Origin of the sequence: Streptomyces sp. NPDC003247 (assembly GCF_042888135.1) — a bacterium.
In the GTDB taxonomy this organism is placed as follows: domain Bacteria; phylum Actinomycetota; class Actinomycetes; order Streptomycetales; family Streptomycetaceae; genus Streptomyces.
In genome coordinates this window covers 1-19,751 of the sequence record NZ_JBIAPF010000028.1, presented here as the reverse complement: position 1 = coordinate 19,751, position 19,751 = coordinate 1, and the positions used below count along the sequence as shown (strand labels likewise).

Sequence of the window (19,751 nt, the reverse complement as noted above, 5' to 3'; positions counted from 1 at the left end):
GCGGGCGGGCGCGCGGGTGGGGGGGGGGGGGGGCGCCCCCCCCCCCCCGGGGGGGGGGGGGGGGGGGGGGGGGGGGGCGCCCCCCCCCCCCCCCCCCCCCCCACCACACCCGGTTCCGCTGTACGGGCCGGAAGCCATGGGGGTGCATGTCCGGCCCCGACCTGCTCGTGGCACCCGGTCGTCCCCTCCGTGCTACCGCCCCCCGCTCAGCAGGGCGTTGCACTCCCGCTGCAGAGCGATGTCCTGCCACATCGGATGCTGCGGGGCGGCGTTGGAGCAGACGACGGCACCGCGTGCTCCGACCCGGGCGGACTCGGCCAGAGCCCGGCGGCAGAAGGCCGCACCGACCGGGCCTCCCTCGAAGCCGCTCTCCAGCGGTGTGTAGCCGACCCAGCCCTCGCCGAAGACGAGGGGAACACCGGTCTCGGCGGCCCAGTCGGCGGCCGCCGCCGTCCACAGGGCGAGGATGGCCTCCATGGCCGGCCGGTGCACGGCGTACCGGTCGTAGAGCCACGCGTCGAAGCGGTCGGGGTCGCACCAGTCGTGGAGGTAGACCTCGCGCCGGCCGACGATCGTGGCCTCCAGCCGCCACCGGTCCTCCTCCGGGGGGAGCCAGTCCTCCAGCCGGGGAGCGCCGGGGCGCAGCAGCTCCCGCTCGGCCCGTTCCTGGGGGAACGGCCGGGAGGGGTCACGCAGGGCGTAGACGTCGAGGAGTTCGTCGAGCACGCCGTAGACGTACGGGTGGAAGACCGCGACATCGACGGCGCGGGGGACGCCGCGCAGGGAGCCCACGGGGACCTCCGCGTAGTCGACGGTCACCGGCCGGCCGGGGTGGCGCTCGCGGAACCGGGCCAGCCCGCGCTCCAGCCGGGGGCGGAGTGCCACGACGGGGTCCTCACCCGCGGCCAGGCCCTCGGTGAGGCGGCCGGCCTGGACCTCGTTGTGCAGCTCGGTGAAGGCGATCCGGTCGTCCAGTCCGCCGTGGTCGGCGAGGAAGCCGATCAGGTCGGCGAGGGCGTCGGCGAGGGCTTCCGCCCGGCGCTCGGGCGCGATGGCCGTGATCGCGTCGAACCAGGAGCGGTCACCGGCGAAGGACGGCGACTGCTGGTACTCCCAGCTGGAGAGGATGACGAAGCAGTCGTGCCGCCGGGCCGCCTCGAACAGGGCGAGCAGGTGCGCGCGGGCGTCGATCTCCGTCGTGCCGCGCACGTCGTACCAGCGGACCCGCTGACCGTAGGTGCCCCCCAGCGGGCCGAGGCGCAGCCGGGTGGTGTCGAGGCCGGTGCCGAACAGCAGCAGCGGCATGGCGCAGATCCGGACGGTGTTGTAGCCGCGCTCCACGGCCTCGGCGAAGGCCCGGTCGAGGTCGGCGAAGGGCTCCCCGGGCCCGGTGCGGGTGTACCAGGAGAAGTCCCACAGGGAGATGGTGAGGGCGGCGGGAAGGTGGGCGGGCAGGGCCGTGGGCATGGTCGGGGAGCCTTCCGTGGTTTCCGTCGGAGGGTGAGGGGAGGGGAGTCGCTCAGCTCTTGACCGCGGGGGCCGCGCCGGCTCCGTCCGCGGCGCGCACGGTGGCCCGGTGCACGGGGACCAGGCCGACGTGGTCCACGCAGGCCCGGTCCCGGGCCGCCGCGAGACCGTCGCGCACGGAGGCGTCGACGTACACCTTGCTGTCCCCGGCCAGCGGCAGGACGCGTATCTCGATGCCGTGCTCGACGGCCGCGCCGGCGAAACGGCGCAGGCCGATCTCCCAGTCCGGGCCGTACCAGAAGTGATCGGCGATCAGCCGGCCGCCGACGTAGGCGCGGGCCACGTCACCGGTGTACGCCACCCGCAGCAGGACCTCGCCCTCGCCGGCCAGCGCCGCCCGGGGAACCGCCACGCGGTACACGGCCGCCGAGTCGAAGTCCTCGTCGCGCGGGGCCGACGCCCGGTGGTGCGGGCCGCCCGTCCTCGCGGGCGGGACCGTGGCTTCGGCGCGCACACAGGTGAGTGCCGGCGCCGCCGTGCCGTCCGGGAGGGTGAGCGGCCACCTGGTGAAGGCGCCGTCGGCGGCCGGAGTCCCCAGACCGGTGCCGGTGAGCGAGTCCGGCGCGGGCAGGAGGGCCAGGGAGGTGGTGGACTCGGTGGTGTGCAGGCGGAGTCCGTCGCCGTCGGCCAGGACGAGACCGTCGCTCAGGACCAGCCGGTCCTCTCCCAGGACGCGGACCCGGTCGACGGCGAGGGCCTGCTGTTCGTCGAGGACGAGCACGCGCACGTGACCGTCGGGTCCGTGAACGGTGAGCAGGGCGTCCGTGCCCGGTTCCGGCACGGACACCAGGGTGCCGTCCGCGTCCGCCCGCACGTGGGCCGGACCCTCCACGCGCAGGCCCGCGGGCAGGGCGAGGGTCACCGGAACGCCGGCGGTGGCGGCCAGCACCGCCGTGGGGACGCCGTCCACCCGGAGCCGGGTCACGGGCTGGGCGGTGGCCCAGTCCAGGACGATCCCGTGCCCGAGGTCGTGACCGATCGGCCAGACGAAGTGGGCCCCCGAGGGGATGCTCACCGGCTGGTCGGGCAGGGTGAGCGCGCGCCCGTCCGCGAGCCGCACGCGGAAGCGGACGCCGTCGTGGCGGGGGAGGGGTTCGTGCGGCTGGTGGTTGTTGACGAACAGGAAGCCGCGCTCGCCGTCCGAGCGGACGGTCCAGCGCAGGGTGGTGCGGTCGTCGAGGCCGTCGGGTCCGGTCCCGGGCGGCGCCGGTTCCATCCGCGCCAGATCCGCACCGCAGTCCCGCAGGAAGAGGTGGTGGGCGCGCAAGGCGTGGAAGGACGGGCGGACCTGCCCGTACTCGCCGAGGGGGGCCTGGAAGTCGTAGGTGACCGCCGGGAGGTCGTTGGGGTAACCGGTGTCGTGCGACTCCTGGTTGGGCGTCTCGTGGTCCAGGCGCTGGGAACAGCCGTGGTAGAGGTAGTAGCCCTGCCACACCGAGCCGCTGCCCAGCTTGGCCAGGGCCAGCGAGGTGATGTCGGCGGCCGGTACGAGGGGCCTGCGGTGGTAGGCGATGGCCATCCCGCCGCCCAGCTCGCAGGTGGCGTACGGATGGCGGCGGTCGTCCGGACCGGTCCCGGCGGGGGCGTGGGACCGGAGATCGGCGCCGATGGCGTGGTCGTCGCGGATCGTGGTGAAGAAGTAGTGGCGGCGCATGTGCCGGGCCCAGCCGTCGTGCGCGTCCTCCCAGAACGCCTCCGGGTAGCCGCCGTACAGCGGCAGCAGCACGTCGGCGGGGAGGGCGGCCGCGCCCCAGGCGGTCGCGGTCCACAGCGGTGCCCGCAGGCCCGCCTCCTCGGCCGTCCGCCGCAGCGTCGCCAGGTGGGCGGGCTGGTCGTACAGCTCGTTCTCGATCTGCACGGCGACGACCGGACCGCCCTCGTCGTGGGACAGGCCCCGCAACTCCCGCGCGATCCGGGCGTAGTAGGGGCGGACCAGGGCCAGATAGGCGGGATCGTCGGTACGCGGTACGCAGCCGGTCTCCGCCAGCCAGTCGGGGAAGCCGCCGTTGCGGCACTCACCGTGCGCCCAGGGACCGATCCGTGCGACCACCGCCAGTCCCAGCTCGCCGCAGAGTCCGACGAAGCGGCGGACGTCGAGCCCGCCGTCGAACCGCAGGACGCCGCGGTGCTCCTCGTGCTGGTTCCAGAACAGGTACGTGGCCACGGTGTCGACACCGCCCGCACGCATCTTCAGCAGTTCCTCGCGCCACTCGGCGGCCGGGTAGCGGCTGAAGTGGAACTCCCCGGTGACCGGTATCCACGGCTTGCCGTCCCGGTACACACATCGACTGTCCACCGACACGGCCCGCGGGGTTCCGGCCGCGCTTCCCATGGGGAGGTGCCCCGTGAGCGGCGGGGACGGTGTGTGGGCGTGCGACATAAGCATGACGGGCGGCTCCCGTGTCAGTGGCTCGCTGGAGTGGGGTTCATCGTCAGCGCCGGTCACAGGGCTGTCAAGATGTATTCATAATTAATGCCTGGCGCTAGCATGGGTCCGCGCTCGCACGCTTGCGGCGCCTTCCCCGCGCGCCCCCCGGGCGTGCCCGAGATCAAGGAGATGACGGCATGGCGGCCTACAGTGCCCGAGGTGTGCACGGACAGGTGGTCCAGTCGCTCGGGTCGCGCATCGTGGGCGGCGCCATGCCCGAGGGGGCGATCCTGGACGTACGGGCCCTGGGCGAGGAACTCGACGTCAGCCTGACCGTCATGCGCGAGTCGCTGAAGGTGCTGGCGGGCAAGGGGCTCGTGGACGCGCGGCAGAAACGGGGCACGTTCGTCAGGGAACGCAAGCACTGGAACCTCCTCGACGCCGACGTCATCCGCTGGCGTGTCGAAGGAGGCGCCGGCGAAGAGCTGATGCGGGATCTCGCCGACGTCCGCTCCATCATCGAGCCGGCCGCCGCGCGCCGCGCCGCCCTGCACCGGACGGCCGCCGACCTCGGCGCGCTGGAGGCCGCGCTCGACTCCATGGGCCGTGCTCGGGTGGACTCCTCCGACGCCGCCGAGGCCGACGCCGCCTTCCACCGCGCACTCCTGGCGGCCACCGGCAACGAGATGCTGGCCCGCATGGACCTGCTGCTCGAACCCGGCCTGCGGGAACGCGACCGCCTCGTCCACGCCCACGCCACCGTCGACGACCCCGTGCCCAGTCACCGTGCCGTCCTCGACGCCGTACGCGACCGCGACCCGGTCCGGGCCGAACTCGCCATGCTCGACCTGCTGGCGAAGGCGGTCGAGGACCTGGACCGGCTCACCGGGCGCTCGGTCGTCCCGGCGGCCCCGCGGCCCTCCGGCGAAGACCGCTGATCCGGCGAAGACCGCTGATCCGGCGGAGATCGCTGATCCGGCGGGTGCCGCGCCGTAGGACGGCTGTGACCTGACCTGCGCCTCAAGCGCGGCACCTTGGCATGTCCCTCAATAATTCATATTTAATAATCCCGGTGTCGGTCACATTCCGTCGGCCCATCCCGCCCACCCGTCCGCCCGCGCAGCCTCCGGAGCCGCCCCATGTCGTCCACGTATCCGCAGCCCTCCCGGGCGGCGTCCCGTTTCGACGGACGCGTCGTCGTGGTCACGGGAGCGGCCGGCGGCATCGGTGCCGCGATCGCCCGGCGGCTCGCGGACGAGGGGGCCCGCGTCCTCGTCGCCGACATCGACACCGTGGAAGGCGAGCGCACCGCCCGCGCCGTCCGGGACACCGGCGGCGAGGCCCTCTTCCACCGGACCGACGTGAGCGACGAGGAGTCCTGGGCGTCGGCGCTGGCGGCCGTGCGCGGCGCGTACGGCCCGGTCTCGGCCCTCGTCTCCAACGCCTACGCCGTACGGGTCACCCCCGCCCACGACACGACCCTCGACCAGTGGAACCAGCAGCTCGGCGTCACCCTCACCGGCGCCTTCCTCGGTTTCAAGGCCTGCCTGGACGATCTGCGCGCCACCCGCGGCAGCGTCGTCCTGATCTCCTCGGTGCACGCCCTCGTCGGACTGCCGGGCCGCCCCGCCTACGCCTCCGCGAAGGCCGGACTCACCGGGCTCGCCCGTCAGCTGGCCGTCGAGTACGGACCCGACGTACGGGTCAACTCCCTGCTCCCCGGGCCCGTGCTCACCCGCGCCTGGGACGGCATCGGGGAGGAGGACCGGCGCGCCAGCGCGGAGCAGACCGTGGCCGGCCGGCTCGGCCGACCCGAGGAGGTCGCCGGGGCCACCGCCTTCCTGCTGAGCGACGACGCCTCGTTCGTGACCGGCGCCTCCCTGGTCGTCGACGGCGGCTGGAGCGCCTACAAGACCTCGTCCTGACGTCCTGACCATCCGGCACCCGCCCGTGGAGAGCTCTGTGCCCGGCTGTGTCCGGCCGTTCCAAGGAGAAGCATGAAGATCACTCGCGTCGAGACCTTCGCCGTGCCGCCGCGCTGGCTGCTGTGCCGGGTCGAGACGGACGACGGCGTCGTCGGCTGGGGCGAGCCGGTGGTCGAGGGCCGTGCCGCCACCGTCCGCACCGCCGTGCACGAACTGGCGGAACTCCTCCTCGGGCGGGACCCGTTGCGCATCGAGGACCACTGGCAGACCATGACCAAGGGGTCGTTCTACCGCGGCGGCCCGATCCTCTCCAGCGCGGTCGCGGGACTCGACCAGGCCCTGTGGGACATCGCGGGCAAGACCTACGGCGCCCCCGTGCACCAGCTCCTCGGCGGCCCCGTACGCGACCGGGTACGGGCCTACACCTGGGTCGGCGGTGACGAGCCCGGCCGGATCGCCGAAGCGGTCCGGGAACAGGTGGAGGCCGGTTTCACCGCCGTGAAGATGAACGCGAGCGGGCGGATGAACCGGCTGGCGACCGTCCGCGACATCGACGAGGTCGTCTCCCGCGCCGCCGCCGCCCGCGAGGCCCTCGGCGACGACCGGGACTTCGCCGTCGACTTCCACGGCCGGTTCACGGTCGCCAACGCCGCCAAGGTCCTCCCGCACCTGGCCCCCTTCAACCCGCTCTTCGTCGAGGAGCCCCTGCTCCCCGAGTACACCCACCGGCTGCGCGACCTCACCGCGTCGTCCCCCGTGCCGCTGGCCCTCGGGGAACGCCTCTACTCGCGCACCGACGTGCTCCCCGCCCTCACCGCCGGGGTCGCGGTCCTCCAGCCCGACCTGTCCCACGCCGGCGGCATCTCCGAGGTCCGGCGGATCGCCGCGCTCGCCGAGACCTTCGACGTGCTCCTCGCGCCGCACTGCCCGCTGGGGCCCGTCTCACTCGCCGCCAGCCTCCAGATCGCCTTCGCCACGCCGAACTTCCTCATCCAGGAGCAGAGCATAGGCATCCACTACAACGCGGGCGCCGGACCACTGGACTACCTGCTCGACACCACGCCCCTGCGCTTCCAAGACGGCCACCTGCTGCGGACCGCCGCCCCCGGCCTCGGCATCGACGTGGACGAGAAGGCGGTCCGCGCCGCCGACGACACTGCCGCGGACTGGCACAACCCGCAGTGGCGGCACACCGACGGCTCCTTCGCCGAGTGGTGACACCGTCGCGGACCGGTACAACCCGCAGTGGCGGCACACCGACGGCTCCTTCGCCGAGTGGTGACCCCCGCCCGCCCCCGACCTCCCCGGACGTGAACATGAACGCCCCGCAGACCCGCGACACCGACAGCTTCTCCGCCGTACTGCGGCGCACCCGGCTGGCCGCCATCGTGCGCGGCCCGGACGCCGACGCCGCGCTGCGCACGGTCCTGACCCTGCTGGACGAGGGCGTGTCCCTCGTCGAGGTCTCCCTCAACACCGCCGACGCCCTCGGCGTCATCCGCCGCGCCGTCGCCGAGGCCGACCCCTCGGCCCTCGTCGGCGCGGGCACCGTCCTGACCGAGGACGACGTCGCCCGCGCCCGGGAGGCCGGCGCGAGCTGGATCGTGACCCCCGCGCTCACCGAGTCCCTGGCCGCCTCGGTCCGCGTCGGACTGCCGGTCCTGGCCGGCGCCCTCACCCCGACCGAGGCCGTCGCCGCCCGGCGCGCCGGCGCCGACGCCGTCAAACTGTTCCCCGCCTCGATCGGCGGTCCCGCCTACCTCAAGGCCCTCCGCGACCCCTTCCCCGACCTGCCCTTCGTCCCGGTCGGCGGGGTGGACGTCACGAGCGCCGAGCAGTACCTCGCGCACGGCGCCGTCGCGGTCGGCGTCGGCTCACCCCTCGTGGGCGACGCCGCGCACGGCGGCGACCTGGACGCCCTGCGGGAACGCGCCCGCCGCTTCGTCGCGCTCTGCGCCACCGACGCCCCGCGGGGCCGGGCATGAGCAGCATCCCGGACACCGCGCGCGTCCCCGTCGACGTGCTCACGTTCGGCGAGACCATGCTCGCCGCGCAGCTGCCCGGACCGCTCGCCGTCGGCGCCGAGGCGCGCACCACCATCGCGGGCGCCGAGTCCACCGTGGCCATCGGTCTGGCCCGGCTGGGGCACCGCGCCGCCTGGGCCGGCCTGGTCGGCGACGACGAACCCGGCCGTCTGATCCTGCGCACGCTCCGCGGCGAAGGCGTCGACACCACCCACGCCGGCGTCCGCCCCGAGGCACCCACCGGCGGCATGCTCCGCGAGCGGCGCGTCGCCGACCTGGTGCGCGTCCACTACTGGCGCAGCCACTCGGCCGCCTCCCTGCTCACCCCCTCCGACCTCGCACCCGCCCTGGACACCGGCGCCCGTGTCCTGCACCTGACCGGCATCACCTGCGCCCTCGGCCCCGGCCCGCTCGAGGCGGTCCGCGCGGCCGCCGCCCACGCGCACGCCCACGGCTGGACCGTCGCCCTCGACGTCAACCACCGCCGGCGGCTCTGGACGGCCGAGGACGCGAGTACGGCGCTGCTGCCGCTGCTGGAACACGTCACCGTCCTGATCGCCTCCGACGACGAACTCCCCGTCGTCACCGGAGCCTCCACCGACCGGCCACGGGACGAGGAGGCCGCCGTGGAGGCGCTGCTGGCGGCCGGGGTACGGGAAGTGGTCGTCAAGCGCGGGGGAGAGGGCGCCGCCTTTCACGACCGGAACGGCTCCCGGCACGCGGTTCCGGCTCTGCGGGTGCCCGTACGGGACACGGTGGGGGCGGGTGACGCGTTCTGCGCCGGCTACCTCTCCGGGCTGCTCGACGGGCTGCCCGCGGACGAACGCCTCGACCGCGCCAACACCCTCGGAGCCTTCGCCGTCGCCTCGGACGGCGACTGGGAGGGCCTGCCCCGCCGGGACGAACTCCACCTGCTCGCCGCCGCCCCGGGGACCACGATCCGCTGACCGCCCGCCCCCTCACCAGGACCGGTCTGACGCCCCTGGGCTCACCAAGCCGCCCGGAACGGGGCGAGGGCCTCCGCCGGGCCGGCGGCAGGCTCGTCTGCGTCGACATCCTCACCGGCCGTCTCCTGACACCCGACGAGGACGGCACCGCCCCGTTGCGGACCCTGGCCGGGCTGGACGTCCGTCCCCCTGGGCGCCGTCGCCCCGGTCGCCGGCCGGCCCGGCGCCTGGATCGCGGCGGCCGGCACCGGCGTCTGCCTGCTCACCCCCGGCACGGACCCCGAGTGGCCGGCCGCCCCCGAGCGGGACGCGCCGACTCCGAGCGGGACGCCCCGACCCCGATGCGCAGGAACGACGGCTGCGCCGACCCGCACGGCCGATTCCGGGCCGGGAGCATGGCGTACGACGGGACCCCGGATCGCCTCACCGAGCGCGACAAGTCAGGAGCACACGGTCCGCGTGCGCCGCGCTCCGCCTCATCGCAATCTGTACGCATGACCTATCGGTGTGCGACGAAAGGTGGCCCATGAAATTCGCAGTCATCGGTGGTACCGGCCTGATCGGGTCGCGGGTCGTGAAAAAGCTGAAGGAAGCCGGACACGAGGCCGTGCCGCACTCGCAGTCCACAGGCGTCGACGTGATCACAGGGCAGGGCCTGGCGGAGGCGGTGGCCGACGCCGACGTCCTCGTCAACCTGACGAATTCCCCGACCTTCGACGACGCCTCACCGGCCTTCTTCCAGACCTCGATGGACAACCTGCTGGCCGCCGCCCAGAAGGGCGGGGTGGGCCACGTCGTCATCCTCTCGATCGTCGGCGCGGACCAGGTACCCGGCCTCGACTACTACCGGGCCAAGGTCCTGCAGGAAGACGTCCTCAAGGCCGGGCCGGTCCCCTACTCGATCGTCCGCGCCACCCAGTTCATGGAGTTCATGGACGCCATCCTGTCCTGGACCACCGAGGGTGACACCGTCCGCCTGCCCACCGTCCCGCTCCAGCCGATCGCCGCCCAGGACGTCTCCGACACGGTCGCCGAAGTCGCTGTCGGTGCCCCTTTGAACGGCACCCTCGACATCGCCGGGCCCGACGTCTTCCCCCTCGACGAACTCGGCCGGATCACCCTCAATGCCCATCCCGACGGCCGCACGGTCGTCACCGACGACACCGCCGGCATGTTCGCCGCCGTTCAGGGCGACGCTCTGATCGCCAAGGGCGACGCACGTATCGCCCCCACTCACTACAGCGACTGGCTCTCCTGAACCAATCGGCCCACCACTGGAGGCCTCACGATGTCGAACGACGAGCCGGCAGCAGACGGTGCTGAGAGCCAACCGCGCTCGGAAGCATGGAAGACGGCGCTCACTGTGCTGCAGTCGGTGAGACCGCCGTCCGTTCCGGAGGGGGCAGAAGCGATGACGGTCCTCATCGAGTTTCCTCCCGGCGACCCCGGCACCCCTCCGCACCGGCACTCGGGACCCGCTTTCGGCTGCATGCTGGAGGGGGAGATGCTCTTCGAGCTGGAAGGCGAGCCCGAGCGTGTGATCAAGGCCGGGGAGACGTTCTGGGAGCCGGGCGGCGATGTCATCCACTACCAGGACGGGAACAACCGGACGGACTCCTGGAGCCGCTTCCTCGTCACCATGATGTGTGCGCCGGGTCAGCCCATGCTCACCCTGGTCGACGACGAAGAGCTGGCAGAGCGTCAACACCTGCGAGCTCCCCGTCCAGGCGCCTGATCCGCCCCTGATGGTGCGCCGAGGGCGGGCCGAGGGCGAGGCCGGCCTCGCCGACCGCTCCAGCCAGCCTCCCCGGCACGGCCAGGTCCTCGGACCGCCAGGCCTGCCGGGCCCGGCGCGGCAGCATCCGATCAGACTCGATCACGCTGCTGGACGCGGGATCGCTTCACGGTCCGCGCCAGAGGTTGGCGAAGGCCGCGTTCTCGATGGTGCGCCTCTGGCGGACGGCCTCCAGCTCCATCACCGCGTCGTGGACGGCGGCCACCACAGTCGTCACCGCCCCGTCGTCGAGGCCGGTCTGATCGTCGGATCGCTCGTCGTCGATGCCCACGACCGCGGCGAGGGCGGTCAGGACGGGCTCCTTCTCTTTCCAGCGGTCGGCCGCATGGCGGCGCGCGGGCGTATCGACCGGTTCCACGCGTTCCGAGCCGAAGGACAACCGGCCGCTTCGCTGCGGCTTCAGCTCACCGTCTTCCTCCAGAGCGGCCTGGTACGCGGCCGAGAGGTCTCGGCCCCGGCGCCACAGCCAGTCCTCGATCCGCTCGTAGGGCGCCTGCCGGGTGAGACCTGCCGCAGCCTCGCCCAGGAACCGATCATCCGGCGGCGGCGGTCCGCCTGGCACGATGTGGTCGCCGTCCACGGCGACCGCCCCCGCACCGATGAGATCGATCAGCTCGGCTCCCGCGAGCGCGAGGGACAGGTCACCCTGTCCCACGGGACGCTTCAGGTCCATGGCAATGATGAACAGGTCCTTCGCCGTGGTCATGAACGGCTCCTCTCGGAGACTTCGACAACGGTACGTTCCCACCGACCGCGCACGCGCCCGAGGCAGCCCGGCGGCGGGGCGACTGTCACGATCAGTATCGCCCCGGCCGCCGACTTCGGTGCGGGATGGACGCCCGGACCGCGTGGGTGAAGTGAGAGGGAGGACAGTCGGCTGGAGGAGGCGTGCAGCAGCGGATACAACCAGGGCGCGGTACAGGTGGTGCTGCTGGCCGTGAGCGTGCACGAGGCGGCGGTGTTCCCGCGGTCCGGGCCAGGCGGGGTGAAGCCGCGATCGAAGGGGACGCCTTCCGGCGGAAGCACGTTGGGGCCCACGCCCTGGCGGCCGACTCCGGCGTGGTGGGGGAGCAGGACGAGCGGGTGCGGCGCCTGCGCGATGCGCTGCGTGCGGGCTCGGTGCCCGCGGTCACCGCCCTGTGCCAGGAGTTCGACGCCGCCCCGCCGCAGGCACAGGGGGAGTTGGCCGCTGCGCACGTCTTCCTCGGGCGGCAGCGCGAGCTGCGTGGGGACCTGGTGCAGCAGCAGCGGCAGGCCGTTGCCGAGCGCAGCTCGGTGAAGGTGCGCTCGTTGCTGATCCGGGCCGAGACCGTGGTGGGCCATGACCGGTCGCCCGGCACAGTGCTGCCGGGCAGCTTCACCGCAGGCCGAGCTCACCAGGCCCGTCCCGACCGTCGCCGCGGACGTGGCCGACGCGGAGTGGGTGACCGGCTGCCGCGCGGTCAGTCGAGTCCGCGGCCGTCAGCCGTCAGGGCCCGGGTGAGCCGGTCGAGATAGGCACGGTAGTCGGCGAGGAAGTCCAGGCGGCCGCGGGAGATGGCCCATTGCACCTGTAGGCCGTCGGAGACCGCGAGTATCTCGCGGGCGATCTGGTCAGGGTCGATGTCGGGTTTCAACTGGCCCGCGGCGCGGGCCGCCCGCAGGCTCGCGGCCAGGGCGTCGGCCGCGCCCTCGTTGCGGGCGACGAAGAACGCATGCGCCGGGTGGGCGGGATCGGTCGCCTCCACCGACAGTTTCGCGAAGAGCTCGATGAGCCCCGGCTCGGTGAGGTTGTGCGCGGCGAGGGCCAGCACGGCGCGGAACTGCTCACGGACGTCGTCATGGGGGACGGCCCCGTGGACCCTGAGGTAGTTGCGCTCCTCACGGGCCACGAGCACGGCCATCAGCAGCTTCTCCTTGCTGCCGAAGTGATGCACGATCACGGTCGCCGACGTGCCCGCGTCAGCGGCGATCTTGGCGAGGGAAGAGCTGAGGTAGCCCGCCCGCGCGAAATGGAGCGTGGCCGCCTCGATGATCGCCGCCCGGCGGCTGTCGGCCGCCGCATAGGTCCCCGTCGACCGGCGCCGCCGTTTCGGCCGCTCGGTCGGGCGGGGCGCCTCGGGCGTGTCAGATCCGTTCTCCATCGGCACCAGCCTAACGACCCGACACGTGTGACCTGCGCCACCCCATATAACTATTGGAGGTGTTCAGTTTTTAACTTACGGTTCACGCACCCGCATCCCCACCGCACAGAGCAGAGCCGTTGGAGGCACCATGAACGAACAGGACACGGTCCACAGAGCGGCCCCGGCCCCCGCGACCGGCGCGGCCCGGCCCACAGTGCCCCTCGGCAGGTTCGTCGTGGGGCTGATCGTCGCCCAGTGCCTGTCGTTCGTGGCGGTCTTCACCCCGATCCTCGTCTCGCTGTCCGTCCGCGTGGGGCAACTGGACCCGGGCCACAGGACCGCCTCCCTGAGCCGTGTCCTGGCCGTCGGCGCGGTGCTCGCGATGATCGCCAATCCGCTGTTCGGCGCGCTGTCGGACCGCACCGCCTCACGCTTCGGCCGGCGCCGCCCGTGGCTGCTGGCCGGCGCGCTGGTGACCGCCCTCGGCACGCTCGTCTGCGGAACGGCCGGGAGCCTGAGCACGCTGGCCGTAGGCTGGGCCGTCACCCAGCTCGGCGCGAACGCCGTCTACGCCGCCCTGCTGGCCACCATTGCCGACCGCGTCCCCGGCCACCTGCAGGGCCGCGTCTCCGGCGCCGTGGGCCTCACGCTGTACGTGGCCATGGTGCTCGGCACCGTCCTCGCCCAGCCGCTGCTCGGCGACACGCTGCTGCTGTTCCTGGTGCCGGGGCTGCTCGGCCTCGCCGGGGTCGCCGTACTGGTCTGGATCATGCGGGACGACGCCCCTGCCGACCGTGCCGCCCTGCCACCCTTCAGCCCGGGCGCCTTCGTGCGGTCCTTCTGGGTCTCGCCCCGCCGGCACCCCGACTTCGCGTGGAACTTCTGCGGACGCTTCCTGATGTTCTGCGGCATCTCGACGATGACGGGCTACCAGTTCTACTTCGCCGTGGACCGGCTGGGCCAGAGCGTGTCCGCGGCCTCGGCGACCGTCGCCGTCGCCGCCGTGGTGACCATGGCCGGCACCCTCCTCGGCTCAGTCGGCGGCGGCTGGCTGTCCGACCGCACCGGGCGCCGCAAGATCTTCGTCTTCGCCGCGGCGCTGATCTCCGTCGTGGGCCTGGTGCTGACCGCCTCCGCCCACACCACCGCTTCCTTCTACACCGCCGTCGCCGTGTTCAGCCTCGGACTCGGCTCCTACATGGCCGTGGACACGGCCCTCGCCATCGGCGTACTGCCCAACCGCGCCGAGGCGGCCAAGGACCTCGGCGTGCTCAACATCGGCAACGCCCTGCCGCAGTCCCTCGTCCCCGCCATCGCCCCGCTCCTCCTCGGCATCGGCAGCACGGCCGGCACCAACTACACGGCGCTCTACCTGTTCGGCTCCGCCTGCGCCTGCGCCTGCGTCGGCGCCTTCGCCATCCACTTCGTCCGCGCGGTCCGCTGAACACCCCGCCCTCCGCGGCACCCCACGCAAGGAGAACGCACGTGCACTACCGCGACAGGCGTCTGCCCGTCCGCGAGCGGGTCGAGGACCTGCTCGACCGGATGACGCTGGAGGAGAAGGCCGGTCTGCTCTTCCACACCATCGTCACCCTCGGCACCGACGGCTCCCTGGTCGACGACCCGGCCGAGGCCCCGGCGGCCCCGGCCCGGACGATGATCGGCGACCTCGCCATGAACCACTTCAACGTCCTCGGCTCGGCCGGCCCCCGCCAGATGGCCCAGTGGCACAACCGCCTCCAGGAACTCGCCGAGAACACCCGTCTCGGCATCCCCGTGACCCTTTCCACCGACCCGCGCCACTCCTTCACCGACAACCCGGGCACCGCGATGCTCTGCGGACCCTTCTCCCAGTGGCCGGAGACCCTGGGCCTGGCGGCCGTCCAGGACACCGACCTCGTACGCAGCCACGCCGACACCGTGCGCCGTGAGTACCTCGCCGTCGGCCTGCGCGTCGCACTGCACCCGCAGCTCGATCTCGCGACCGAGCCGCGCTGGTCGCGGATCTCCGGAACATTCGGTGAGGACGCCGACCTCACCGCGCGCCTGGCCACCGCGTACATCGAGGGCCTGCGCGGGCCGGGCGGCACCCTGGGCCCCGACAGCGTGGCCGCCATGGTCAAGCACTTCCCCGGCGGAGGACCGCAGAAGGACGGCGAGGACCCGCACTTTCCCTACGGCCAGGAACAGGTCTACCCGGGCGGCCGCTTCGACCACCACCTGCGGCCCTTCGAGGCGGCCGTCGCCGCCGGCGCCACGCAGGTGATGCCCTACTACGGCAAGCCCGTCGGCACCCCGTACGAGGAGGTCGGCTTCGGCTTCAACCGCGACGTCGTCACCGGCCTGCTGCGGGAACGGCTCGGCTTCGACGGCATCGTCTGCGCCGACTGGGCGATCGTCAACGACCACCCGATCATGGGAGAACCGCACCCCGCCCGGGCCTGGGGCGTCGAACACCTCAGCCCGGCAGAGCGCGTACGGAAGGCCCTGCACGCCGGTGTCGACCAGTTCGGCGGTGAACACTGCCCCGACCTCGTGGTCGAACTCGTCCGTTCCGGCCTGCTGGCGGAGTCCCGGATCGACGCCTCGGTGAGGCGGCTGCTCGCCGAGAAGTTCCGCCTCGGCCTCTTCGACGACCGCCGCTACGTCGACCCCGACGCCGCCGAGGAGACCGTCGGCCGCTCCGACTTCCGCGCCGCCGGCGCCGCCGCCCAGCGCCGTTCACTGACCCTGCTCGAGACGGGCCCGCTCCCCCTGACCGGCCGTCCCCGCCTCTACCTCGAAGGCGTGCAACCGGCGGCCGCCGCCCCGTACGGCCAGGTCGTGGCCGACCCGGCCGACGCCGACCTGGCCGTCCTGCGCCTCGGCACGCCGTACGACCCCCGGCCCGGCCGCTTCGAAGCCTTCTTCCACGCCGGCCGCCTGGACTTCCCCGAGCACCGCCTCAAGGAGATCCTCGCCCTGCTCGACGCCGTACCCACCGTCGTCGCCATCCACCTCGAACGCCCGGCCGTCGTCCCGGAGATCGCCGACCGCAGCGCCGCACTGCTCGCCGCCTTCGGCGCCGACGACACGGCGCTCCTCGACGTGGTCTTCGGCCGCGCCCGGCCGGAGGGACAGCTTCCCTTCCAGCTGCCCCGCTCCATGGAGGAGGTGCGGGCGGGCCGGCCGGACGTGCCACAGGAGAGCGCCGACCCCCTGTTCCCGTTCGGACACGGACTGCGCTACCCACGGCCCTGACCCGGTCCGGTCCGTCCCCTCGGGCCGATCCGCGCGGACCTGCCGCGCACCACACAGAAAGAAGAGAACATGCCCCCGAAGACCCCTCCGACGACCCCGGCCGAACAGCTTCGATGGCTGGTCGACCGCGCCGCGATCAGCGACCTGCTGATCGACTTCGCCCGAGCCCTGGACGACAAGGACTGGGACGGGTACGCCGCCAACTACGCCGAAGACGGCGTACTGGCCATCTCCCCGACCGTCGCCCACACCGGACGCGCGGGCCTGGCCGATTTCGTGGCCGGCAGCCTCGGCCGCTACGCGGGCACCCACCACCTGAGCACCAACCACGCCATCGAGATCGACGGGGACGAGGCGACCACCAGGTCGTACCTCGTGGCCGCCCATGTGCTGGACGCCTCCGACCCGTCCCGGCACGCCGACGGCGCCGGCTGGTACCACTGCAGACTGCGCCGCACACCGCAGGGATGGAGGTTCGCCCACGTCGCCCTGGAAATCGTGCACGTCTCCGGAGAACCGATCGCGCACTGATCGTCTCCGGCGCCCCCGCCTTCGTCGACCGGAACCTCGACAGGGCTCTCGAAGCCCGGCCCCCCGCATCAGGAGGGCCGGGCATGTGCGCGACCGGTGTGCCGGAACTCAGCCGGCCGGGGCGCGCCGGAGTCGGTTCCGCGCTCTTCAGTGACCGCCGGGCAGGACGCAGCGGAACACGCAGCCCTGCGCCGGCCGGGTCTCCAGTTCGAGGCGGCCGCCGTGGCCCTCGGTGATCGTGCTCGCGATGGCCAGGCCGAGGCCGGAGCCGCCGCGCTCGCGGGAACGGGAGGGGTCGGCCCGGTAGAAGCGTTCGAAGACCCGGCCGGCCGCCTCGGCTCCGATGCCGGGGCCGTCGTCGATCACCTCGACCACACGGATCCGGCTGCCTTCGGCCAGGGGCGGTCCCGAAGCGCTGCGGCCGGGACGGTCCCGTCCGCCGCGGTCGGCGGTGGCGCGTGTGGTGCCGACGCGGACCCGTACGGTCGTTCCGGGCGGGGTGTGGGTGACGGCGCCCGCAGGACGGCCAGTCGACGCCGGTACTCGTCCTCGCCCGTCTCGCCGCCGGTGAACCGTTCGGCGAGAAGTTGTTTCGGCTCCGTCGTGTTCAGCTCCTGCGGTCAGGAACCCACCGCCTGGGGCACCCGCACCGAGATGGTCAGCCGTTTCGCCGAGCCCGTCCTGGTCGCTCTGGCCGTCCTCGCCGTGTGCAGCCGCATCAAGCGCTGACATCCGCAACCATCCGCGATCTCTTGTTCAGCAAGCCGCCTCGGCGTGGTCGCCGGATCGGCATGCCGCTCAGTCGCACCTTGGCGCTCCCCATTCGCTACTCATGTGATGAATGCCCGGTACGAGTGGCGTTTCCGATCAAGCCTGGTTAAGGGCACTCCGCCTTTGCCAACGTCGTCGGCGAGCGGGAAGCCCCGGACCGCTGCCGCGTCGGGGCGACGTACGGCGCGCAGACGGCGCTCCGCGGCCCGCCGCGTATGAGGAGAAGCCGCATGAAGAACACTGCCGCTTGGGCCGCCGCCGCGACGCTGGCCGCAACCCTGCTTACCGGGATCGGCTCGGCCCAAGCCGACGTGTCGACGGGTGGCGCGCGAGCCGCAGACACAGCCCACTCGTCCACGCGCGCAGCCGGCCGCTACTGCCTCGCGAACGACTGGGGCAGTCCCAAGGTCTCCACGAAGCCGTGCGACGCCTCCGACCGGGGGCAGCATTGGGCGGTCTCGGGCCATCAGATCGCCCTGGCCAACGCCCGCGACTACTGCCTGGCCAACACCTGGGGAAGCCCGGAGGTCTCCACCAGGCCGTGCAGCCCCAGCGACCAGGGGCAGTACTGGAACATCTCGGGGCAGCAGATCTCCCTCAACTTCGCCCCCGCGTACTGCCTGACCAACACCTGGGGGACTCCGGACGTCTCCACCAAGCCGTGCGACGCGTCCGACCCGGGGCAGCACTGGGTGATCTTCAACGACCAGATCAGCCTCGCGCTCGCCTGACGCCCTGCCGCCGTGCCCGAGCCGACAGACCACGGCCGGGCACGGTCGGCAACGGCTGAGAGTCCGCTGCCCAGTCGGCCGGCGGTTGCACGACGGTGGTCGCTGCTTCTTCCCTTGCCGCAGATGACAGAGCCGCTGCACGTATGGCCCGGAGAATGTCACCGCAGGTGACGAACCAGGCTCCCACGATCGTTCCCATATTCCTCGCCCCCCCGCCACACACCAGGAACGTCGCAGGCTTAGCCCAAGGTCGAGCTGCTGGAGGAGGCGGACGCCGTCGCCGCGGACCCGTCCTGCACCCGGCTGCTCACCGCGATGGCCGCCGTGTACGGCCCCGCCGCCACCCTGGCCGACTACGCCCGCCGCCGGCCGACTACGCCCTCGCCGCCTGGCCCGGCCCAGCCGCGACGGCGCGCGGCCTGCTGGAGATGGAGGCCGCCCGGCGTGGCATCACCGCCGTGGAGCCGGCCGACCGGCTCGCCCGCGCCAGCCGTCGTGCCCCGCGGCCTGCACCGACCCGCGCCCCGCCTGGACTCCCGGCGACGCCGCCGTTCTGAGCGGCACCGGCAGCGAGAGGGCCAGCGCCGCCGCCCAGGTCAGGGGCCTGCTCCCCGCCGCCGGTATCGGCTTCGAGGAGACCGAGCGCACCGACGACTCCGGCCGCCGGTACACCGAGTTCGCCTGACCGGAGGGCGAGGCGTGAGCCCCGCCCGCAGCGGCCCGAGCTGCCCCTGGGAGAGGTTCTGACGATGCACCAGCCCACTGCCCGCCGCCCGCCGCCCGACGAGCCGTGCGGACAGACCGGCCCGCACCCGCCGCAGCGCAACCGGACCGGCGTGTGCCCAGGCCGGTCCGGCACCCGCCCGGCGCACGGCGGCCTCTTCAGTGAACACGCGTCCGCCACAGCGCGTCCGCTGGCCCGGCCCACCGGGCTGCGGCCGCCGCGCCAGACGCTGATCTGGCAGGCGCCATCCGCCATCAGCGCGACGTGTAGGAGGAAAAGGGATGGCGGGGGGGAACCCGGCGGGACACTGGGCGCCCGCTCGCGTGACGCCGGGGCGTGTGAGGGCGCTCACCACTCTGGGGGAGCGCTCCGTGCTTGTAGCCGGCCGCGCGGAGACGCTGACCGTGGTTACCCCGGATGCCGCCGGGGCGGGCTGGCCGGGGGCGGGGGAGATGCGGCTGCTGGCCGCCCACGGCGACCTTCTCGATGCCGGACTCACCGTGTCTTGGCGGGCCGGGCGGCTCACCGGTCCGGTCGTGGGTGGTGTGCATCCGGGAGGCCGCCGACCTCAACGCCTGCGAGCGAGGCGCCGTGTGAACGCCCCTCACTGGGCGGCGTATTCGGGCCCGAGCGGGCCGTGATCGACGAAGTCGGCTCGCCTCGCGTGCTGGACCGGGCCCCTGCCCGGTCGGCTCCCTTCCTCGCGGTGCGGGAGTGTGGAGGCCTGTCCGGGCCGGTTCACCTCACTCCCTGCCAATGCGCAGTTGAGCGGTGACGGACTCCGGCGTCTGCGGGTCTTCGGCCCCTGTCCGCTGGGCAGTCCGACTGTGCGGAGCAGTCCCGTCATCTTGATTCCCGGGCTGCGCGGCACGATGGAACGTCACCTGCGCGCCTCCTCGGCACAAGCGCCGGTGGATGAAGGCTGCGCGCCGCTGCGACGCCGGCTCAACGGTGCAGGCCCCGGACGGGATGTAACGCCTGCTACATTCTTGATCGTGACGAATGAGGAGCAGGCTTTCCGGTGGCTGATCCTGGTGATCAAGCTGCCCGCCGACCCGTCCCG

Annotated in this window: 19 protein-coding genes; 14 read left to right on the top strand and 5 right to left on the bottom strand. The window is 73.1% G+C overall.

Going from position 1 to position 19,751, the window contains the following annotated elements; all coding sequences use genetic code 11:
• Positions 1–192: 192 nt before the first annotated feature.
• The gene (locus ACFYWQ_RS43185; protein ID WP_389526246.1) at positions 193–1,467 is read right to left on the bottom strand and encodes a cellulase-like family protein; all 1,275 of its coding nucleotides are present in this window, start codon (positions 1,465–1,467) and stop codon (positions 193–195) included.
• Between the two features lie 52 nt (positions 1,468–1,519).
• On the bottom strand, positions 1,520–3,913 hold the full coding sequence (locus ACFYWQ_RS43180) for a beta-galactosidase (RefSeq protein WP_389526243.1): 2,394 nt from the start codon (positions 3,911–3,913) through the stop codon (positions 1,520–1,522).
• A 179-nt stretch (positions 3,914–4,092) separates the two neighbouring features.
• Between ACFYWQ_RS43180 and ACFYWQ_RS43175 the strand changes: the two genes are divergently transcribed.
• The 7 genes from ACFYWQ_RS43175 to ACFYWQ_RS43145 all read left to right on the top strand — a co-directional run bounded on the left by ACFYWQ_RS43175 (position 4,093) and on the right by ACFYWQ_RS43145 (position 10,526).
• Positions 4,093–4,833, top strand: coding sequence for a FadR/GntR family transcriptional regulator (locus ACFYWQ_RS43175; protein ID WP_389526242.1), 741 nt, complete (start codon positions 4,093–4,095; stop codon positions 4,831–4,833).
• Between the two features lie 201 nt (positions 4,834–5,034).
• A complete protein-coding gene (locus ACFYWQ_RS43170; RefSeq protein WP_389526239.1) occupies positions 5,035–5,820 on the top strand; it encodes an SDR family NAD(P)-dependent oxidoreductase in 786 nt (261 codons plus the stop codon).
• Positions 5,821–5,892: 72 nt separating this feature from the next.
• Positions 5,893–7,038, top strand: a complete 1,146-nt coding sequence (dgoD, locus tag ACFYWQ_RS43165) for a galactonate dehydratase (RefSeq protein ID WP_389526236.1) — start codon at positions 5,893–5,895, stop codon at positions 7,036–7,038.
• A gap of 98 nt (positions 7,039–7,136) precedes the next feature.
• Positions 7,137–7,805 carry a bifunctional 4-hydroxy-2-oxoglutarate aldolase/2-dehydro-3-deoxy-phosphogluconate aldolase gene (locus ACFYWQ_RS43160; protein WP_389526234.1) on the top strand — a complete coding sequence of 223 codons (669 nt, stop codon included), beginning with the start codon at positions 7,137–7,139 and terminating at the stop codon, positions 7,803–7,805.
• Positions 7,802–8,791, top strand: coding sequence for a sugar kinase (locus ACFYWQ_RS43155; RefSeq protein ID WP_389526231.1), 990 nt, complete (start codon positions 7,802–7,804; stop codon positions 8,789–8,791). The genes ACFYWQ_RS43160 and ACFYWQ_RS43155 overlap by 4 nt, the downstream gene beginning before the upstream one ends.
• A 526-nt stretch (positions 8,792–9,317) precedes the next feature.
• Positions 9,318–10,049, top strand: coding sequence for an SDR family oxidoreductase (locus ACFYWQ_RS43150; RefSeq protein ID WP_389526229.1), 732 nt, complete (start codon positions 9,318–9,320; stop codon positions 10,047–10,049).
• A 30-nt stretch (positions 10,050–10,079) separates the two neighbouring features.
• A complete protein-coding gene (locus ACFYWQ_RS43145; RefSeq protein ID WP_389526226.1) occupies positions 10,080–10,526 on the top strand; it encodes a cupin domain-containing protein in 447 nt (148 codons plus the stop codon).
• Positions 10,527–10,692: 166 nt separating this feature from the next.
• Here the strand turns inward: ACFYWQ_RS43145 and ACFYWQ_RS43140 are convergent, their stop codons facing one another.
• Both ACFYWQ_RS43140 and ACFYWQ_RS43135 read right to left on the bottom strand, forming a co-directional pair.
• On the bottom strand, positions 10,693–11,292 hold the full coding sequence (locus ACFYWQ_RS43140; protein WP_389526223.1) for a GPP34 family phosphoprotein: 600 nt from the start codon (positions 11,290–11,292) through the stop codon (positions 10,693–10,695).
• A 736-nt stretch (positions 11,293–12,028) separates the two neighbouring features.
• On the bottom strand, positions 12,029–12,709 hold the full coding sequence (locus ACFYWQ_RS43135; protein ID WP_389526221.1) for a TetR/AcrR family transcriptional regulator: 681 nt from the start codon (positions 12,707–12,709) through the stop codon (positions 12,029–12,031).
• 130 nt (positions 12,710–12,839) lie between these two features.
• Between ACFYWQ_RS43135 and ACFYWQ_RS43130 the strand changes: the two genes are divergently transcribed.
• The 3 genes from ACFYWQ_RS43130 (at position 12,840) to ACFYWQ_RS43120 (ending at position 16,462) form a co-directional block, all read left to right on the top strand.
• A complete protein-coding gene (locus ACFYWQ_RS43130) occupies positions 12,840–14,135 on the top strand; it encodes an MFS transporter (protein WP_389526219.1) in 1,296 nt (431 codons plus the stop codon).
• A 41-nt stretch (positions 14,136–14,176) separates the two neighbouring features.
• Positions 14,177–15,931, top strand: coding sequence for a glycoside hydrolase family 3 protein (locus tag ACFYWQ_RS43125; protein ID WP_389526217.1), 1,755 nt, complete (start codon positions 14,177–14,179; stop codon positions 15,929–15,931).
• A gap of 69 nt (positions 15,932–16,000) precedes the next feature.
• Positions 16,001–16,462: a nuclear transport factor 2 family protein gene (locus ACFYWQ_RS43120; RefSeq protein WP_389526214.1), complete on the top strand. Its 462-nt coding sequence runs from the start codon at positions 16,001–16,003 to the stop codon at positions 16,460–16,462.
• Positions 16,463–16,609: 147 nt separating this feature from the next.
• On the opposite strand, the gene ACFYWQ_RS43115 is transcribed toward ACFYWQ_RS43120, so the two are convergent.
• On the bottom strand, positions 16,610–16,837 hold the full coding sequence (locus ACFYWQ_RS43115; protein ID WP_389526212.1) for a sensor histidine kinase: 228 nt from the start codon (positions 16,835–16,837) through the stop codon (positions 16,610–16,612).
• Between the two features lie 228 nt (positions 16,838–17,065).
• Between ACFYWQ_RS43115 and ACFYWQ_RS43110 the strand changes: the two genes are divergently transcribed.
• The 4 genes from ACFYWQ_RS43110 to ACFYWQ_RS43095 form a co-directional block, all read left to right on the top strand.
• On the top strand, positions 17,066–17,191 hold the full coding sequence (locus ACFYWQ_RS43110) for a hypothetical protein (RefSeq protein WP_389526209.1): 126 nt from the start codon (positions 17,066–17,068) through the stop codon (positions 17,189–17,191).
• Positions 17,192–17,463: 272 nt separating this feature from the next.
• Positions 17,464–17,964 carry a ricin-type beta-trefoil lectin domain protein gene (locus ACFYWQ_RS43105; RefSeq protein WP_389526206.1) on the top strand — a complete coding sequence of 167 codons (501 nt, stop codon included), beginning with the start codon at positions 17,464–17,466 and terminating at the stop codon, positions 17,962–17,964.
• Positions 17,965–18,219: 255 nt separating this feature from the next.
• Complete coding sequence (locus tag ACFYWQ_RS43100) at positions 18,220–18,711, top strand: hypothetical protein (RefSeq protein ID WP_389526274.1); 492 nt, start codon at positions 18,220–18,222, stop codon at positions 18,709–18,711.
• A gap of 825 nt (positions 18,712–19,536) precedes the next feature.
• Positions 19,537–19,751: hypothetical protein (locus ACFYWQ_RS43095; protein ID WP_389526203.1), on the top strand; the 215-nt coding region annotated here is incomplete at its 3' end.